At 60.1% G+C, this 281-nt stretch carries 1 protein-coding gene; it reads left to right on the top strand.

The features are described 5' to 3' along the window. On the top strand, window positions 1-281 hold a 281-nt coding region (locus H6B10_RS16135; protein WP_204652437.1), incomplete at both ends, for an MFS transporter.

Raw genomic sequence — 281 nt, forward strand, 5'->3', positions numbered from 1 at the left:
TCCAGCATGGGCCAGTATATCTACCCCAACTACTTCGGCAGCGCCGCCGGCCTGTCCATCGCCAACGGCCTGAGCAGCGTGCTGACGCTGGTACTGGCCATGATCGTGCCCAGCCTGACCGCCAAGGTGGGCAAAAAGGAACTTTCCATCTTCGGTTCCCTGCTGGGTGCCGCCGCTCTGTTTGTGGCGTTCCTGCTGCACACCGATAACCTGATCGTCTGGATCGTGCTCTACCTCATCGCTTACATGGGCATCGCCTTCTTCAACGTGGTCTGCTGGGC

It is taken from the genome of Gemmiger formicilis (genome assembly GCF_016901605.1).
GTDB classification, from domain to species: Bacteria; Bacillota; Clostridia; order Oscillospirales; family Ruminococcaceae; genus Gemmiger; species Gemmiger formicilis_B.